We start from the raw sequence: 15,090 nt of genomic DNA on the forward strand, positions 1-15,090 counted from the left end.
GAGAACATGACTCACCGTTGCAACACCGTTGCGAGAACATGACTCACCGTTGCAACACCGTTGCGAGAACATGACTCACCGTTGCAACACCGTTGCGAGAACATGACTCACCGTTGCAACACCGTTGCGAGAACATGACTCACCGTTGCAACACCGTTGATTTGACTACGTTCGTAGTCAAATCAACTAGACTACACGGCATTTTGGTTACCATTGTATCTTTTTTGATAATGTTTGGAGATATTTCCCTAAAAACTGTTTCCAGTATCCGGGATTACAATTAAATTGAGCCTGTATTTAACAAATACATACTAACTATATGATTACATATGTATTCATAAAACAATAAAAAACACTAATTATACGTAAAACGTACGTTAATTTAACGCTAAATGGATTCACCAACATATATCTGCGAATACTGTCATAAAGAATTTGAACCCAAACGCAGACGCGTTCAAAAGTACTGTTCTGATAGTTGCCGTGTAAAAGCACATCATGCAAGAAAAAATAAAGAGGATAAGAAAAAGGAAAGTACTCCTACTCTATCTCCTCAAAAACAAAAAGTAGAACAAGTTACTTTAGCAGGGGTTGGTAATTCGGCCTTTGGTACATTGGCCGCCGATGCAGCAAAACACATTTTTACAGCAGAAAAAAATAGACCTGCAACAAAAGGTGATCTTGCCGATCTAAAAAGTACAATTCTATCTAGATATCATTTAGTGAAAAACTTTCAACCTAGAAATGGCTCATACCCATATTTTGATATTGAGACAAATGAGGTTGTTTATTTGAATCCAGGTTTAATCAAATAATTGGCATGCTATGTACACCATATTAATGAAAACTTCCTTATTAGTATTTAAACTTCAATTATTGCGATTTTGACTAAAAATGTAGTTTAGTTTATATTCACTATCTACCTTATAATTAATTAAAAATACAACCATCTATTATGAGCAAATTCCTTACAGGTGAGAACTTAGATAATGCCATCTGTGATATTATTTGGAAAGCTGAGAGAACTCTATTAATTGTTTCACCATTTATTAAGTTAGACGATTATTTTAAAAAGCTATTCAATAATCACGAAAACAATCCCAAACTACATATTATTATTGTTTTTGGAAAAAACGAAAAAGCAGTTAGACGAAGTTTAAGCCGCGATGATTTTGACTTCTTTAAGAAATTTTTGAATGTCAGCATTATCTATGTACCAAATCTACATGCAAAATATTATGGTAACGAAAAACAAGGAGTAATAACTTCAATCAACCTATATGACTATTCCTTTAAGAATAATATTGAATTTGGAGTATTTTCCGAACAAAGCCTTATGGACAAGTTTAAACAATCTCCAGATAATGACGCTTGGAATGAATGCATGGAAATTGCCCATGAAAATGAAGTGGTTTTTATAAAAAGACCTGTGTTCGAAAACAAAAAAGTAATTATCAACCTTGGTAAGAATTATGTTAAATCAGATGTTTTGTTTGATTCAACAAAAAAATTCTACGGGGTATTTAAAAGCAAAGGCAAAGAAGCACAAAAATTAAGCGACTTTCCTCAGGAATTACTTTTAGGAACAACTCCTGTAGATCGACCTAAACGAGAAGTTGAAGAAAAGAAAAAGGAAAAAGCGCGCTTTTCAAAGTCAGGGTATTGTATAAGAACCGGAGTTGAGATACCATATAACCCAAATCAACCCATGACGTATGAGTCTTGGAAAGTGTGGAACCAATTTGGTGACCCGGACTATCCTGAAAGTTTTTGTCATCAGACGGGAAGAAAATCACATGGAAAAACTTCAATGAGAAGACCTATAATGTATTAATACTTTGTATTAGTCATTAAAAACAAAACCAAGAGCAAGTCTTGGTTTTGTTTTTATAATATTATACTGGAACTATAAGTTCTTTTATCTATAAATAATATGGAAGACTTAGTCCTTTTTAGATTTATCAAGGTACTTTTCAATTTCCTCGTTAAAAGCTTCTAAATCACTCCTCAACACTTCCTTATCAATCAAGTACAATTTCCTCAAATTGGTAAGATGTTTACGGTTACTGCATTTTCTTAATCTACGACCAGAACCACAATAACAGTTTTGATGAACATTTAGCTTGCTGTTTTTATGAGCCAGCACAATAGCTCTTGCTGTGTTTATAGTGTTGTCGATATCTAAAATGTCTTTGTATGCTTCTATTATACCGTTACCCCCATGAGAATATTCATCGGAAAAATACTTCTTGTTAATTTCATAATATGAGTTGTTTTCAAAATATCTTACAGCTATTTCATCAATAAATTGAAGTAACGTTTTAATAACAGTTTTCAACAATACCTGAGACTTAGCTCTTGTTGTAAAACAACAAGAGCCTGAATCAGGATAAATATGTCTATCCATTTTATGAGGTATCCTTCCATCGGTTTCATATACAGTTGGAAAAAAACTTGGATAAGGATCAAGCTCTATAAAAACATTGTAGCTATCTCCATCAGGCAATAACAACTCCCCCTCCAAAGTGTTATTTATTGATTTATATGATAACCCCTGATGCTTTTGAAGCACTTCTTCTATTTGAGCACTAATCTGCATATGGTTTAGGTGTAATTTTAGCTGCAGCCATAGAAGCACCTAAAGCATGGCTTCTTACTGACTCATCCTTATTTTCTCCTTTAGGAAATCGTTCGCCAAATTGCTTTGATCTTAAGATTTCAGAAGCCTTTTCATAGTTGTTTTCTTGGGAAGCTTTTTCGCAATCAATCTTTAAACTATTCAGAGCATTAAGAAAACCTGTCCTACGCGTATCACTATAATCTAAAAACACATCTTCGTTCTTTGGTGTTGTAGGCCTAAGGCATTTGAATCCGTTAGTTTTATTAAGTGCTGAATCTATTGCTATAACCGTTTCTCTAAAGGCTTCATCAAGATTATCTGCATCTACATAATGAACAGTAGCTAAAATTGTCAATTCAAATCCACTTGGCAGTTTAAGTCCAGTATTATTGTTTTCCCTATAATTCTTCCACGCTTTTAAACATCTTACAATGGCCTCCAATCTGGGCTTAGTTCTTTTCTCCTCATTAAACCACTCATAAAACGCCTTAGGATCACTAAGAAGCCAATCTTTAGACTTATGTGCTAGTTTTATTGTATCGTCTTGTTTATAGTAAATTGGCAGATCTATATGCCTACCATCACTAAATACAACTCTAACACAAGTGGTCTTTCTTATTGGGTTTTTATTGCTATGATTTTCAACAGCTTTATAAACCCAATTATGCCAAGTATTAATAGGTTGCTTTTTATCTTCGCCATCTTTCTCAATAAAATAAACACCATAGTCCAAGTCATATTTTCTTAGAATATTGCCATCTGCATCATGCTCAACAATTGGATTAATAGCGGTATTCATTTCATATGATCCTTGACCATGGAACTTAGGCTGAATTTCATCAGATTTATTATCCTTAAACCATTTTCTGATTTTCTTCCTAATCTCTTTCCTGCTAGTAGCCAAGGATGCTTTACGACTACTATTTAATTTAATCTCCTTATCGAATTTGATAAATTCTTTATGTAATACTGCCATTGTTAAAAGTCATGTTTTTTACTGTTACTAACCCATTTCAGATCCTTGAACTCCCCTTTGGTTTGAAAAGGAGCTCTATTCGTGTAATATCCACCAGAGAGCCGTTTTTCATCACCATCCTTAATGAACTTAACTACCTCAGTACCATAATGAGGAGGAAACCCTTGCTCATGGCTTCCTTCATTTAAATAGTTATAAATCATATTAAAATGCTGATTATCATGGGTAGCTTCAACATACATGCCTTTATTTACAGAAGGAGATGATAAGCTACCATCAGCCTTTTTGGTAAAAGAGGTGATATTTATTCTACTTCCTGTTTGAGCTACAATCTTTATATGATCCAATTCACCAGTTTGCAATAATCCATTTTCATCCAAATATTGATAGACGATCTTACCTTCGTATCGACCGGAAAAATCATCAAACCAAAACATCCAAGAAAAAGGCTTAATATTCCATAGATACTTAGTAATCACAACTATTACAAGAGTTAGAACACTAAAAACAGAAATTGATAAACCAAACGATTCTTTGGTTAAATAAATTAATACAAATGCAATTATAACCATACCTATTAACACATTAGGGTGGTAATATTTTAAGTAATCTTTCTCCATACTCTATCCTTTAGATTGTTTTGGGTCAATAGATTTCGGGTAAGTACGTTCTTCTTGAAAACCACCACTGTTTTTGTGGATTTTCAAAGAACCTCCTCCTTGGTTTAGAATAAATTCTTTTGCCGCCTTTATAGCCTCAGGCTTATTGGCGTCGATAATTTTAGAAGCGCGTTGCGCATTCTCCTGTTTGAGTTTGTACACACCATCGTCGTGTACTAAATGATAATTTTTCATTATTATAATGGTATTAATTAATTACAACAGTGATTACGGACACTATCCAATAAACCGTGAAAGAAATTCGGAATATTTTGTAGAGAAGATTCTAGTGTTATTTAACACCTACAAAATATGGAGCAGTATCCTTTACATTATACTACTCACTTTGAATATAAAAAGCCCTTTCGAGGGACTGTTGGGACTTTTTTTATGCCTAACTGTTAGTCAATCACCATTCCAAGATTGTTAAGACATTCTTAAAAGAGGCAAGATGTCATGCAGAATTATCAGAAATGGCGCAATAATAGATTAAAGGTTTTCTTACTTCGTTAAACTGTAATTTTGGGTGTTTTTTGAGGACTGTCATAATTTCACATCATTATATATTTATATCTGATGCAATATTACAACAAAACTATGCAGCGTAATTGCATAGTTTATTTTTCTACTAAAAAAGTAATAAAACGGTATTGTAGAATGGATATATACACCACTGCATAAAGGTCAATAACTCTAGTAGACTAATTAGAGAAACTATTATGATATAGCCTTGATTGTAAAAGGACCACAAAGGATACTTCTCTGTAAACTTTGAAAAGGCAATGGATTGACTGAGTCCTTAATTTGATTAGGGCTATTAATAACATCAGTATTAAAAACTATGTTGCAATGATGGTCACCTGCTATGCTTAATAATGTACTATGCTGATTAGTATAGGTAGAGCTCTTATTTAATAATTTGATTTCTTTCATTTTTCCTTGATGAAAAACGAAACAAAAAATCAAGACGGGCCAAGGAAATTGCTACGCACCGCCCGCTTTAGGGACTTCATGCGTTGTGCTGTGCACCGCACTTTCGTCCCTTCTCGGGCTATTTCTGCGCCCCGTCGGGGGATAAATCTATAGTTATGACCATATAACTACTAATCAAAACCCAGCCGTTAATTAATTTCCACTTTAGAGGGCTATCACAGAAAGGGACAGGACTATTTATTTTAACCACTACATTTAACATAGATCCCTAAATATTGGCACTATGCTTATAAGCTTATAGTAGCTTATTCTAATTAGCCTGGTTAAAATCTTCTACAATTTTAAAAATAGCATCTGCCTGTTGAGTTGTGAACACACCGTCTATGCCCATGCTGTGATAATTTTTAAAAGGTGCTTCGTATAGTTTGCTTGGCTCTATCTTACCATTAGTGGTCAAGAATTTTTTAATGGTATCTAAAAACTGAATTTGAATCGCATTTAAGTGGTAGTCGTTAATGAATTGCGCAAAAGCAGCATCCACTTTTTCGGGGCTTAATCCCATTAAGGATATTACAAATTGGACAATATTAAATTGAGTGCCCAACTCCTTTTCAATAGCTTGTTTATCTATGCCATTATCGAAAAGCATGCTTTCCAGTGCCAACAGCTCCTCTTTGGTAATGGCCTCACCCTTACGAATACGATTTATGGTTATGTGGTTTTCATTTTCTCTAATGATCTTTTCCAAACGATGAAGATTGTTTTGGAATGGAGATCCATTATTATTCATCGATCCATTCACCATGTCTCCATGCTTAATATCATCCTCAATAATATAATCCGCAAAATCGGTTGTTACGTATCTTTGGTCTACTGGATCGATATACTTTACCAACTCCCTGACTCCCTTTCTTAATTTTTCCAAGTGGGCGATTCCTTCAATCTTCCAAAAGTTTTCCTGTAAAGGCATTTTTATTAGCTCCTCTTTGGATTTAACTTCGGGCACTGAGGTTTTCTTCAATAATTTTTGAGAAGTAGTAGCCACCTTAGAAATAGGAACCATAAAACTATTTAAATAGTTTTCGGTGTTTGGGGTTTCAAGTCGTTTGGCAATTAAATTATAAAGGAGTTTATCATAATATCGTGCCATATCTGTGTCTCCTTTTTGTGGTTTGACCAAAGGTGCCAACTTATCTTCAATTCGTTTGACATCTCGTTTAGACAAATGGCTCCAAAGCTCTCTATTATCGTTACCAAACTCGTGAACGATCTGTAGATTCATTTTCACATCAAATCGTTCCAAATCCAAGGTTGCAATATCATTATGTAAACCATCCAATAATTCTGTTCTAAACAATTGCAATTGGTCGTTATCCTTAAATTGGTCACTTCTCAAGTATTCGGCAAGGCGAAGGCGTAAACCGAATATTATTTCAGTCAACCCTTTTTGAGAACTTGTTTCAATTCCCTCAGGATTTTCTTCAAAAAACTCGAAATTACCACATAGATCGAAAATCAAGAAATGTGTTTTATCCTCATCGGGGCCAAACAAATCTGGTCGTAAACGGGATCCTCTACCTATCATTTGCCAAAATTTAGTATAGGACTTCACTTGTTTATAGAATACCAGATTCACACAACTTGGAGCGTCTATACCCGTATCCATCATATCTACAGAAATCGCTATTTGTGGTAAGCGGTCTTTTTCCTCATCGCAAAAACGATTGATGAACTCTTTAGCTTTAGGTTCACTATGTGTGATAACTTTAACATAGTCGTTTCCAAACTGCTCTTTATCCAGTTCCATAAAGGTATCCTTCAAGAACTGGGCATGTTTTCTGTTTTTAGCGAAAATAATGGTTTTACCCAGTTCATCACCTCCTCGTTTTTTGATACCATGCTTTAAAATGAAACGTAAGGTTTTAATAGCTGTAGGCTTGTTGAAAAGCCAGGTATTCATTTCTGAAGAGGAAATCCATTCATTACCTGTAGCTTCCTCCCCATCTAATATCTCTTCTTCAAACTGTTCCTTTTCTTCATCTGAAAGTTCACTATACTTAATACCTTCCCTCAAGAATTTTGTTGGAACCTCAATAGATTTATAGGGTACTAGATGCTTATTAGACACAGCTTCATCAAAGGTATAGGCATCTGTAGGTGATTTATCGGCTAAGCCAAACACATGGTATGTATTTTTATCAATACTATTTTTAGGGGTAGCTGTCAACCCTAGAAAGATCGCATCGAAATACTCAAAAATGGCCTGATACTTTTTGTAAATGGAGCGGTGTGCTTCATCAACAATAACAAGATCAAAATGACCAACACCATAAAAACGAGCTTCACCATCACGGCTACCGTCTATTAACCCCATCATGGTTTTATAAGTAGAAAAGGCAATACGGGCATCGGGATTATCCTTTTCTTCCAATAAATTTACGCAAGCGTGTTCAGGCAAATGCTTTACGAAGTTTCGCTTTGCCTGATCTACCAAGCTTATTCGATCTGCCAAAAACAATATCCGTTTTGCCCAATTGCATTCCAACATTAATTTTGAAAATGCTATAGATGTTCTTGTTTTCCCTGTACCTGTAGCCAAAACCAACAAGGCCCCGCGATGGGTACCTATTAATTTCCCATTGCTTTTATCTGTTCCCGCTATATGCTCTGCAATACTTTTTATGGAACGCATTTGATAAATACGTCCAGCAATAAAGTCATCTATGGGAGCAGTTCTAATATCCTGTCGATGTGAGCGACGAAACATTAAAGTCTGTAGTTCGGCTTTTGTATAAAAGCCATGTACTGGTCTGGATTGTTTATAAAACTGGTCGTCCCAAAGATAGATTTCGTAACCATTGCTATAATACATTACTGGGCGACGACCAAACATTTTCTCCAAACAGTCTGCATACAACTGTGCTTGGTTTTCTCCTTTGGTAACACTTTCCATCGTTTTTTTAGCTTCAACCAAAGCCAAAGGCAGACCATCGTCATCCCATAGTACATAATCTACAGAACCAAGACCTGAAGGGTTTGTGGAAATTGGCATATACTTAACTCCAAATTCCTTATCATTAACTCCCTGTAAATCCCAACCAGCCTCACGTAAGTTTATATCAATAATATACTTACGGGTTTCGTATTCATTTCGAGGATGTACCACCTCATCCTGAGCATTGGCGAGCTGCTTGTTTGTTTCAAAGGCTTGCTGTTTTAATTGCAATTGGCGCTTTAACAATTCATTTTCGGCTGCCAGTGCTTGCTTCTCCTCCTCTTGTTTTTTAATTTCTTGCTGAAAAGAAGACAACTTATCATCAAGGGATTTTTCAAGCGCTTGTATTTCTTTTTTAGAAAGTGTAACGCCACCCTTTTCTGGAATAACTTCGAAGTTAAACAGACCAGGATCATCAACTGGACTTTGAGCGTATGATTTAGCAAACCATTTTGCGAAATAGAATAAATATTCTATGGTATTATGGGAATCTACATCATTAACCGATTTATTATGCGCTGCTAAATTCCCCGTTTTTTTAATAAGGTGTAGCTCATTGTACAGTTTATGATTAAACTGCTCCTTAAAGCTCGCTTGAACCATTAAGCTATTTAAAGTCTTATCATTAGGTAATTCGAGCTCATCATCATTGACATACATCCAATTTACAGCAACTTCGAGTGCCATACGGGCATAAAAGAGCGATGCTCGAGGGTCTGTAATCACTAATTTTTCTGCATTTACTGCCCTATCGAAAAAGGTTGCAAACTCGCTTTGAAGAAACTGGAAATTTGTATTCATAGCTCTAATATACTAATGTGTTCTAAAACTATTCCATTTAGCCCTAAAGATTCCTGCCAAAGCAACTTCTAAAAAATACAGGTTATAATCTTCTTCTACAGCATGTAATACAACCTTATAGTTTCTGAGTTGTTCTTTAGAGGTGTTCAAAATTTCATTTGTAACATTGGCTCTTGTTATGTTTGGATCTTCATGATTAGAAAGTAAATAAGCCAAGGAACATTCGTTATGTAATTTGCCCCAGCCGTGCTGACGCAGTCTTCTGAATATTGTACGGCTTATTCCAACATATACAGGAACAACCTTATCTCCTTGTTGTTCACCAAAAACATAAATCCCCTTTAATTCGTTCTCTGTACTAGATTTTCCCGACTTATTATTGGGAAAATAACCTAAACTTTCGAAAAGCTTTGTTTGTCTCCAAACTTTATCATTGACCACCTTATATAAATCGTTAAGTATTGGGGTAGAATCATGAGATAGTTTATCTTTTAACTCTATTGCCAATTCATGTGCTTCCAATAGCAACTGTTCTAAACTTTTTGGATAAGGTTCTTTTCTATAATTCATTTTGGTAGAAACAAATTTTTATAGCTCATTTTCATAGCTAATATAAAATCGGCCAATGGCTTTATATTATCCATTGTTGTATCTATTTGTTGCAAGTAACTTAATGGCACTGTAGTTTCTATAAAATAGCCTGCAGACATGGTTAAATAATTTCTATTGGTGTTTTCGAAATTACCCTCCCAATTCATCTTTGTTTTCCAGTCGTAACCATCGATAGTATATTCCTCCAAGAAGTCTTTTAGTTTGCCCCACTCATCCCGGTTGTATTTCCCTGTATGATGCCAATGCACATATGATGAAATTAACTCCTTACCTTCTTTAATTTCTTCATCACTAAGGAGTATATTACAGATGTATTTATTGAAATGGCAAAATTTTAATTCATAGCCAGCATCTACGTCGAATGAGTGTGAATTAACTTGAATACTGTGGGGAGGCGACCACCCCTTGTTCTTTTTTAAAAGATTTAAAAGTACAGTGCCCTGTCCTTTTGTATTACCTGGCCAAATTCCAAAAATAAGATTTAACTTGCCGTCACCACCTTTAGATAAATAGAGCAGGATTTCGCGAGCCCAACCAAAATCCAATTGCAAGCCAATTCGATCGTTATATTCGAGAATAGGATGTTCCTCTGAATCTATGAACTTTAAAGCAGCTACAAGACGTTGATATATTTTATGTTTTTCTGTAATACTGTTAGATAAGCTAGCCAAAGGAGCGATAGGAATCCAATTTGGATTATGGCTTTGCACCAAGCCAATAAAATCTTCCAGTAGCACTGAAGGTGTATTCATTAAGCTATGGAATCCATTGATACGATTCACTAACAACATTAACTTTTCCCAGTTATAATCAACAGGGAACACATTTTCCTTACTTACAGCAACAGTCCCTAAAAGTGCTGCTACCTGTTGGTGCAATTGTTTTGTACAATCTGTATTATCTCTTTTTACCTCTATACAAAATGCAATATCATTGATAGTGATAAAAATATCGGTGATATGTTTTTTATTGATGTTTGGTGAGTGATTAAAGAAACCTGCAAGGCCCATAGGTAGTCCACTCATTGCTATTGCAAAAACCTTAGAAAACTCACCTTGCACATCTGTAGTTTCTACCTGAATATCGATTTGCCAATTATCCTTATCGGTTATATCGGCAAAAAGATTATCGAAAATCTTCTCTTGACTACTTTCTTTAAAAACACTTTTCAAAAACTCATACAGTAATAAGGGATCATTTTTTAAGCAGATTACAAAAGCCCTGCTTAAATTATCTTCTATATTTTCTGCTGACAAGTTTTGGCTAAAAAACCTAAATGTATTTAAATGTCTATTCATTATACCAACTCCCCTTTAAACGCTTTTTGCAGTAAGCAGTTAAACAAATCTTCTGCTTCCTTAAGCTCTTGTTTGGCCAATTCCTTTTGTTGCTCTATCAAGGCTATTTTATCCGCAAATTGGTTTTGAAGATCAATAGGCGGAATCGGTATTTCAAAATTTTGAAGTTGTTCTTTTGTTATTGCTTCTCTAGTAGCCCCATTCCTTGTTCCAATACCCAATAATTTAACTTTAACATTTGGAGAAATAACAAGATGTAATAGAAAAACCGGGTTCAATTCTTCTCTTTTTACTCTTAAAATTGAAACGTGTTGATTTACCCTAGCTGGTAAGATTTCCTTTGGAACTATTGCACATCTAGCCACAGAAGCCCCTGTTATATTTAATAACACATCATTTTCTTCAATAATCACATTCTTTAACTTAGCCGCCTGAGCATCATCTATAAAAGCTAAATCTTTATTCTTAAAACAATTATCATGAATATTCAAACTTCTTATCAATGAAATCCCTTCCATTTTATATGCATCTTTACCTCCTTTAGGCGTTGACCCACTTCCTATTTTTGAAGTTAAAACTTTCATTTTTTGCTCTTGCCATCCCTTGGGATTGATAACCGGATCCCCAAACATATCCAAGAAAATGGACTGTGCGAGTTTATCATACTCTTCGAGCAGCTGTTTGGTTTTATCGCGCAGTGCAGCGGCATCGTCGAGGATTTGAGCGATACGTTTTTGGGTGTCGAGGTCTGGGAGTGGGATTTCTAACTTATTTATATAACGCGGTAACTGTAAATTTATAATGCCTGTTGTCTTATTTTGAAACATTCCTGTAACTCCAAAACGGTGACTGCCGTAAAGTAAATAATGTAAATATCTTGGGAATACTTTATCTTTTTTAGGTCTAAGAATAGAAGTGAAATTATTACATAAATAAACACCTTCTTCGTTGAAAAAAACGACACGACCTACAGGCTGTTTTGGACTACCTCCCGATTTTTCAATAATAATATCACCTTTCAACAACTTCTTTTGTTCAACTTTTTTACTCGAAATATTTCTTTTAACTACTTCGGACAAGTCAAGCACGCCTAAATTGGTAAAATTGGTGGTTCTTAAAACCTTCACATCTTCTCCTTCATCACCCCATTCTCCAGTAATAGGTTTTTCAATAATATCTTTTAAAAAAGTCATTAACTATAAAAGTTTAGATAATTTCTCATTTATTTCCATTCGTTCTTTATTCAGAAAATTAATCTTTCCTAATATTTCTGAAGGTGCGTCGTACTTCACTTCTTCATAAACGATTTCCTTGTAACGGTTAATTGAGAGGTCCCAGTCGTTTTCCTTAATTTCCTTAAATGGAACCAGGAAACTTTGAGAAGTACGGTCTGCAAAATTGTGGGTGCAGGTACCATCCAAAAACTTATCGAATCCTAAGTTTTGAGGCACATTGTTTACGTGAAGTAGGTTTCCTTCGTTATCGTGCATCATCCCAAAATACTCACTTTTTAAATAACGGTAGTGGTCTAACACTTGCGGTAAATTAAAATTGTTGTGCACCTTGGAAAGTTCTGCCAACTTTTCTTTTGTTAAATCTTCTGCAAAAGCAAAATCATTAAACAACTCCTCATCTACCAATAAGTTTCGTTTATCATCGAGACTTTTGCCATCGGCTTGCATATCGTAAAACCAAACATTATCTGTACCTCCACTTCCTGTTTTGGTGAATATCATTATGGCGGTACTTACCCCTGTATAAGGTTTAAACACCCCACTAGGCATAGAAATAATGGCTTCCAGTTTATTGTTCTCCACAATTTCCTGACGAATACTTTTATGGGCTTTACCGCTACCAAATAACACTCCATCTGGCACTATAACAGCTGCTCTTCCACCAATTTTTAACTGGCGTAACATAAGTGCCAAAAACAGCAGTTCGGTTTTGGTGGTGTTTGTTACGTTTACAAGACTAGGAGCAATACTAGCTTTATCAATCTTGCCTGTAAACGGGGGATTTGCCAAAATTAAAGTATGAGCATTACTTATTTCATTATCCTTGCTCACCGCATTGACATCTACAATATTAGGCTCTTCCACTCCATGTAGGTAAAGGTTCATAGAGGCAATACGTAACATCGTGGCATCGAACTCCGTACCATTAAACATGGTTTTATTGATATGATCGCTGTTTTTATCCAATTCAGTAACATCGTAATGCTTGTCGATATATTCCTTGGCCGCCACCAAAAAGCCAGCAGTACCCACCGAAGGATCACAGATTACATCCTCTAGGGTTGGCTGCATTAACTCCACCATAAGCTTAATAATGTGGCGTGGGGTTCTGAACTGTCCTGCGGTACCACCACCTTCCAATTTAGACAAAAGATATTCGTATATATCTCCTTTGGTATCTTGATTGGTCATATCGATACGCTCTAACTTTTCCATTACCTGGTCCAATACTGCGGGTTTGGAAATACCAAAGGTAGCACCACTCATGTAGGTACTGAACAAGCTTTTTTCACTCCCCAATGAACGAATAAAAGGAAATATACCATCTACAGTATTAGAAAATATCGCATGACGTGGATTAACGTCCATTTCTTTCAAGTTCTTCCAACGAAAGTCTTGTTGGTCGGGACCGAAAATTGGATTGAACTCTTTATTCAATCGTTTTGCCTTACGCTCATTACGCGTTTCGGTCTCATCTAAATCTTTTATAAAAATGAGGTAGGTTAACTGCTCAACGATGGTGATGGTGTTTGAAATACCTCCCGTCCAGAAAGTATTCCATATTTGATCTATTTGTGATTTTAATTCTCCTGTAATCATAGCTGTATTTTACGCTTAATTGTTGTTTAAGCCGTTAAATTTTTCTTTCATAGTTGGATTGTTGTAGGTAAGCTTTTTGATCGTCAGATCTTCCGCTTTGTTGTTTGCCAATCGCAAATTGTTTACCGATGAAAGCAGTGCATCCTTGGTTTTTTGTAAGTGATTCATTGTTTTATCGATCTCATCAATTGCCGTTTTAAATTGACGACTTGCCAAATCGTAGTTTCTAGCAAAACCATGTTTAAACTCGTTAATTTTTTCTTCAAAATTAGTAATGTCGATGTTCTGGTTTCTCATTACATTCAATTCTGATTTATACTGTAATGATTTCATTCCAGCATTTTTTAGCAATGTAATAATTGGAATAAAAAACTGCGGGCGGATAACATACATTTTATCATATTTATAAGACACATCTACAATACCGGTATTGTAAAACTCGTTATCTGATTCGAGTAAAGACACCAGTACAGCATATTCACATCCTTTATCCCTACGGTCTTTGTCAAGTTTTGCAAAGAAATCTTCGTTTTTCTTCTTGGTCGCCGTATGGTCATTTTCGTTTTTCATCTCGAACATGATGGATACAATTTCATTGCCTTCATGATCGGTTTCTCTGTAGATATAATCTCCTTTGGTACCACCGGAAGCATCGTTGTCTTTTTCGAAATAAGCCCCTTGAAAAGCTGTAGCCCTTAGTTTGTTAAACTCTGTTTCGCAATGCTGCTCTAGAGTTTCCCCCACCATTTTAGTAGATAGCTTTTGCTTGTAATCCTGAAGACGTTCTATTTCCTGGTCACGGAATTTGATTAATTCATCTTTAGCACTTAATTGACTGGCAAACTTCTCCTTCAAAGAGCTTTCCAACAATTGTCTTTCACTATCCTTGTTTTTTAAATCGTTAACGAGTTGGTCTCTTTCTTTTTCAATCTGGTTAACAGCCGTGGACACTTCAAGTGTTTTTACCGTTTCAGCTTTTTCCAATTTTGACTGTAAATCGCGAATAAGCTCATCTTTCTTAGACACCTCATCAACCAGCTCTTCCTTACTTTTTAACTTTAGATTACTGATCTCCTGATTTTTTTTAGCTATTAGATCCTGGTAAAAACTTTTAATTTTAGATTCGGTGAGTTCTACAGCCGATTGCTTTTCTTTTTCAGCAACCTCTAATCGGCTGTTTATTTCTGTTTGAAACTGCTGATCCCTTACTTGCTTAACGATATCATTGTAAACAGAGTCGTCAACTTTAAAAACTTCTTTACAGTTTGGGCATTTTACTTTTGTATTCTCACTCATAACTTGAATCTTTAAAAATTAATAACATTACAAATGTAGGGTTGAAGTGTGCAGGGTGATTGCATA

The 15,090-nt window shown here is 35.3% G+C and carries 12 protein-coding genes; 2 read left to right on the forward strand and 10 right to left on the reverse strand.

The window, feature by feature from the left end:
• Positions 1 to 392: 392 nt before the first annotated feature.
• Both PWU04_RS07530 and PWU04_RS07535 read left to right on the forward strand, forming a co-directional pair.
• Positions 393 to 815, forward strand: coding sequence for a hypothetical protein (locus tag PWU04_RS07530; protein WP_274475380.1), 423 nt, complete (start codon positions 393 to 395; stop codon positions 813 to 815).
• 140 nt (positions 816 to 955) lie between these two features.
• Positions 956 to 1,834 carry a phospholipase D family protein gene (locus PWU04_RS07535; protein WP_274475381.1) on the forward strand — a complete coding sequence of 293 codons (879 nt, stop codon included), beginning with the start codon at positions 956 to 958 and terminating at the stop codon, positions 1,832 to 1,834.
• Between the two features lie 108 nt (positions 1,835 to 1,942).
• Here the strand turns inward: PWU04_RS07535 and PWU04_RS07540 are convergent, their stop codons facing one another.
• From PWU04_RS07540 to PWU04_RS07585, 10 genes are all read right to left on the reverse strand, one after another.
• Positions 1,943 to 2,599, reverse strand: a complete 657-nt coding sequence (locus PWU04_RS07540) for a hypothetical protein (protein WP_274475382.1) — start codon at positions 2,597 to 2,599, stop codon at positions 1,943 to 1,945.
• Positions 2,589 to 3,596 carry a cyclic GMP-AMP synthase DncV-like nucleotidyltransferase gene (locus PWU04_RS07545; RefSeq protein WP_274475383.1) on the reverse strand — a complete coding sequence of 336 codons (1,008 nt, stop codon included), beginning with the start codon at positions 3,594 to 3,596 and terminating at the stop codon, positions 2,589 to 2,591. The genes PWU04_RS07540 and PWU04_RS07545 overlap by 11 nt, the downstream gene beginning before the upstream one ends.
• Before the next feature lie 2 nt (positions 3,597 to 3,598).
• A complete protein-coding gene (locus PWU04_RS07550) occupies positions 3,599 to 4,216 on the reverse strand; it encodes a Cap15 family cyclic dinucleotide receptor domain-containing protein (RefSeq protein ID WP_274475384.1) in 618 nt (205 codons plus the stop codon).
• A 3-nt stretch (positions 4,217 to 4,219) separates the two neighbouring features.
• Positions 4,220 to 4,450 carry a DUF2188 domain-containing protein gene (locus tag PWU04_RS07555; protein WP_274475385.1) on the reverse strand — a complete coding sequence of 77 codons (231 nt, stop codon included), beginning with the start codon at positions 4,448 to 4,450 and terminating at the stop codon, positions 4,220 to 4,222.
• A gap of 1,048 nt (positions 4,451 to 5,498) precedes the next feature.
• Complete coding sequence (locus tag PWU04_RS07560) at positions 5,499 to 8,984, reverse strand: DEAD/DEAH box helicase family protein (protein ID WP_274475386.1); 3,486 nt, start codon at positions 8,982 to 8,984, stop codon at positions 5,499 to 5,501.
• 12 nt (positions 8,985 to 8,996) lie between these two features.
• Entirely contained in the window at positions 8,997 to 9,554 is a 558-nt protein-coding gene (locus tag PWU04_RS07565; RefSeq protein ID WP_274475387.1) for a GIY-YIG nuclease family protein, read from the reverse strand.
• On the reverse strand, positions 9,551 to 10,894 hold the full coding sequence (locus PWU04_RS07570) for a hypothetical protein (protein ID WP_274475389.1): 1,344 nt from the start codon (positions 10,892 to 10,894) through the stop codon (positions 9,551 to 9,553). Before PWU04_RS07570 ends, PWU04_RS07565 begins: the two co-directional genes overlap by 4 nt.
• Entirely contained in the window at positions 10,894 to 12,087 is a 1,194-nt protein-coding gene (locus tag PWU04_RS07575) for a restriction endonuclease subunit S (RefSeq protein ID WP_274475390.1), read from the reverse strand. The genes PWU04_RS07570 and PWU04_RS07575 overlap by 1 nt, the downstream gene beginning before the upstream one ends.
• A 3-nt stretch (positions 12,088 to 12,090) precedes the next feature.
• Complete coding sequence (locus tag PWU04_RS07580; protein ID WP_274475391.1) at positions 12,091 to 13,728, reverse strand: type I restriction-modification system subunit M; 1,638 nt, start codon at positions 13,726 to 13,728, stop codon at positions 12,091 to 12,093.
• 15 nt (positions 13,729 to 13,743) lie between these two features.
• Positions 13,744 to 15,024: a DUF2130 domain-containing protein gene (locus tag PWU04_RS07585; protein WP_274475392.1), complete on the reverse strand. Its 1,281-nt coding sequence runs from the start codon at positions 15,022 to 15,024 to the stop codon at positions 13,744 to 13,746.
• Positions 15,025 to 15,090: the final 66 nt, after the last annotated feature.

The sequence above is a fragment of the Mangrovimonas aestuarii genome, assembly GCF_028767185.1.
GTDB lineage: Bacteria > Bacteroidota > Bacteroidia > Flavobacteriales > Flavobacteriaceae > Mangrovimonas_B > Mangrovimonas_B aestuarii.

Coding starts and splice junctions, on each gene's coding strand:
- PWU04_RS07565 (WP_274475387.1), bottom strand. CDS start 9,554: ATGAATTATAGAAAAGAACCTTATCCAAAAAGTTTAGAACAGTTGCTA.
- PWU04_RS07585 (WP_274475392.1), bottom strand. CDS start 15,024: ATGAGTGAGAATACAAAAGTAAAATGCCCAAACTGTAAAGAAGTTTTT.
- PWU04_RS07575 (WP_274475390.1), bottom strand. CDS start 12,087: ATGACTTTTTTAAAAGATATTATTGAAAAACCTATTACTGGAGAATGG.
- PWU04_RS07555 (WP_274475385.1), bottom strand. CDS start 4,450: ATGAAAAATTATCATTTAGTACACGACGATGGTGTGTACAAACTCAAA.
- PWU04_RS07540 (WP_274475382.1), bottom strand. CDS start 2,599: ATGCAGATTAGTGCTCAAATAGAAGAAGTGCTTCAAAAGCATCAGGGG.
- PWU04_RS07530 (WP_274475380.1), top strand. CDS start 393: ATGGATTCACCAACATATATCTGCGAATACTGTCATAAAGAATTTGAA.
- PWU04_RS07580 (WP_274475391.1), bottom strand. CDS start 13,728: ATGATTACAGGAGAATTAAAATCACAAATAGATCAAATATGGAATACT.
- PWU04_RS07570 (WP_274475389.1), bottom strand. CDS start 10,894: ATGAATAGACATTTAAATACATTTAGGTTTTTTAGCCAAAACTTGTCA.
- PWU04_RS07560 (WP_274475386.1), bottom strand. CDS start 8,984: ATGAATACAAATTTCCAGTTTCTTCAAAGCGAGTTTGCAACCTTTTTC.
- PWU04_RS07545 (WP_274475383.1), bottom strand. CDS start 3,596: ATGGCAGTATTACATAAAGAATTTATCAAATTCGATAAGGAGATTAAA.
- PWU04_RS07535 (WP_274475381.1), top strand. CDS start 956: ATGAGCAAATTCCTTACAGGTGAGAACTTAGATAATGCCATCTGTGAT.
- PWU04_RS07550 (WP_274475384.1), bottom strand. CDS start 4,216: ATGGAGAAAGATTACTTAAAATATTACCACCCTAATGTGTTAATAGGT.